The sequence below is a fragment of the Pseudomonas sp. FFUP_PS_473 genome (assembly GCF_002858665.1).
Lineage (GTDB): Bacteria > Pseudomonadota > Gammaproteobacteria > Pseudomonadales > Pseudomonadaceae > Aquipseudomonas > Aquipseudomonas defluvii.
On sequence record NZ_PJQQ01000075.1, the window covers coordinates 1 to 2852 of the forward strand.

The following is a 2852-nucleotide window of genomic DNA, read 5'->3' on the forward strand; positions in this document are numbered from 1 at the left end:
CAGCTGTCTCCAGTAGAGTATGAGAAACGCTATTTCCTGAGCTTGGAGAGTGTCTAGAAAACCAGGGGCGATTCACTCCCAGAATCTCATCCAGTGTGGGGATAGCAGCGGGTACCACCGCGAACTCATAATCCTCTGGTCGCAGTTTCGTGGGCCGTCAGGTGCAAGTTATCTCGGCCCAGTCTTACCGATGTACCGATGCAGCGTTGTTCTCGACACCCCGTATCGCTTAGCTACCGTGCTAACTTGAATCTGTGGATCTTTGAGCAAAGCTATTATTTCGCGGACTTGAGCCTCTTCCAGCGCTGGTTTACGACCACCTTTACGTCTTCGAGCGCCAGCCGCCACCAGCCCTGCGCGTGTACGCTCTCGAATCAAGTTACGCTCGAACTCGGCCAGAGCAGCGAACACATGAAAGATCAGCTTGCCGGCAGCGCTGGAGGTTTCGATTCGCTCGTTGATTGACTCGAACCCTACACATTCCTGCTACAGCCGACTGACGACCCCAACCAAGTCAGGCAAGGAGCACGTAAAACTGCGTCGCTTCTCGGTCAGCTGATCGCGGGTTTTAAGTACTGTGTTGTTGCTGCCCCCTGTATGGCGAGCGATCGCCCGAGTTTTAGGCCGGTGTCGAACAGGTCACTGATGCAGCTTTTTTCATGCGGATGTTTGTAGGGACTGGTAAACTCCGACCCTCCTAAGGGAAGGTTGCAGGTTCAATTTCTGCCTGGGACGCCAATAAATTCAGCGCCTGTAGGATTGCTGGATAGTCCGGCCTTCATGCTTATGGGTGCACCAAGGGTGCATTTGGATCTACGACGCCCTACGCTTTGAATCCGTAGGGGGCGCACGGAGCGAAGAGTGAGCGACTTTTTTAGTGCCAATTGGCTCTCGATTGCATCTATCTTGATCGGTGTGCTGGTCGCCTACATTTTTTATCGTCTTCAGCGAAAAGACTCAGCCTCAGCTGCTTCAGAGCGGACAAAGCACGCCACGGCCGACCTGCTTGATGTGGTAGAGAGCTACATCATCAACAAGCAGGAATTGTCTCGAAAACTCATTGACAACCTCATCGAAGCTTCAGAGCGTCTGCACGGTGTTTCTTTGACACCTGCTTGTACGCCGATCACCCTCTTGCAAGATGTTGCGCTGCGGCTTCAACGAAGCAGGCATCTCGACATCCCACAAAAAACCGACTACTCGGTCAAGATTGATGAGCTGATCGTCTACGTGAAAGCGGAGCTTGAGCCACTGACTTGGGAACGCTTGAAGGCCGATAGTTCTCAAATTATCGCAGAAGTGCTCGAGGTCGTTCCTGAAGAGCATCGGCCGGGGGTGGAAAAGAACCTCGAAGTTCTAGGAATGATTGGTGAAATTGCTCGAAATGAAGGTCATCTTTATAGATTCGATGAAGATCAAAATCGATTAAGCTGGATTTCTCTAGCGTCAACCGTTATGGCGGGCATAGCCGCTGCTCTGACCGCATCGAGTATTGGCACCAAGTTCTTCTTTGACAGCACCGCCGCCTTGAACCCAGCGCTGAGTAAGCTGAGTGGAATTTTGTCGATTTCCCTCATACTCGTCCTTTTGTCATTGGCCGTGGTGTATGCATTGCGTCAATACACAAGATCCAAAAAGTCTGCGATCGATATCTAGTAACTGTCTCTAATCCGGAGCACGGTGGTCGTCGAGCATGAGGCGTGCCTAGCAGTAGCCCGAATGCCCAGGCCGGCGCCTAGCAGCTCCTCATTCACCGGCCGGCCCTGGTACTTGCCCGCCGCCTTGGCCTTCTGAATGCCTTGGGCCTGTCGTTCCCGCCTCTGCTCATAGTCCTTTCTGGCGATTGCCGCCATCATCTCTACCAGCATCGAGTTGATCGCAGCCAGCATCCGGCCGGTGAACTCGTCGCCTTGCGTGTCACGCATCCCCTGATGGCTGGTGGACAGATCGAGTGCGACAATGCGCAGGCCCTTGGCGTCGATCGCTCCCTTGAGTTTGGCCCAGTCATCAGCCGGCAGACGAGAGAGGCGGTCAATGGATTCGACAAGCAGCACGTCACCCTTCTCTCTCACATTTTCAACATGGCAAGGGAGTGGGGCATTACTGATCGCCCAAACCCAGCGACCGGTATCCGCAAAAACAAGGAGACGCCCTGGGACTTCTATGCAGGGCCGGCGATCTGGGATGCTGTCTACGAGCAAGCCGCTTCCGAGCTGCGCGATGCAATGGATTTGGGCTATCTGACCGGTCAACGTCCAGCGGATGTACTGGCCACCCGGGCGACAGACGTGGTTGATGGTTTTCTGCAATTCGCTCAGGGAAAAACGACAAAAAAACTGAGGATACGTCTTGAGTCGGAAACAGAGACCAGCCAGTTGGGGATACTGGTGGAGCGCCTTCTTACCCAACGCAAGGCGCGAGGGGTGCGTAACCCTTACCTGATCGTGACAGAGGATGGCCGCAACGTAACACCAGCGATGCTGCGCCTTCGCTTTGACGATGCGAGATCCAAGGCCGCCGCTAAAGCGATGGAAGACCTTGATAGCGTCCTGGCCGACAGCATTCGTCAATTCCAGTTTCGCGATATCCGCCCCAAAGCAGCGAGCGAAATTGAAGACCTGGCGCACGCGAGTAGGCTACTAGGGCACACCGATAAGCGGATCATGCAGACTGTTTACCGCCGCGTCGGGGAGATCGTTAAACCAACCCGATGAAACCTTTTTTACGGAAGAGTTGCGGAACACTTGGCCTTTTCAGCGTCGAGTTTTCCGCCCTCCAGAATCGAGTAGGAGGCGAGTTCACACCCGCCGTCCTCTCACACCACCGTGCGTACGGTTCCGTACACGGCGGTT

Annotated in this window: 1 protein-coding gene and 3 pseudogenes; 2 read left to right on the plus strand and 2 right to left on the minus strand. The window is 54.4% G+C overall.

The genetic code is table 11. The annotated features are described in order from the left end of the window. Positions 1-168 precede the first annotated feature (168 nt). Positions 169-525, minus strand: a pseudogene (locus CYD26_RS24575) (recombinase family protein); the annotation flags it as partial. 336 nt (positions 526-861) lie between these two features. On the opposite strand from CYD26_RS24575, the gene CYD26_RS24580 reads away from it, so the two are divergent. After that, positions 862-1656: a hypothetical protein gene (locus tag CYD26_RS24580; protein WP_102053902.1), complete on the plus strand. Its 795-nt coding sequence runs from the start codon at positions 862-864 to the stop codon at positions 1654-1656. On the opposite strand, the pseudogene CYD26_RS24585 reads toward CYD26_RS24580, so the two are convergent. Continuing rightward, a pseudogene (locus CYD26_RS24585) lies at positions 1653-2063 on the minus strand (recombinase family protein); the annotation flags it as partial. The gene CYD26_RS24580 and the pseudogene CYD26_RS24585 sit on opposite strands and share 4 nt — an antisense overlap. Here CYD26_RS24585 and CYD26_RS24590 point away from each other — a divergent pair. Beyond that, positions 2049-2714, plus strand: a pseudogene (locus tag CYD26_RS24590) (integrase); the annotation flags it as partial. The pseudogenes CYD26_RS24585 and CYD26_RS24590 sit on opposite strands and share 15 nt — an antisense overlap. Positions 2715-2852: the final 138 nt, after the last annotated feature.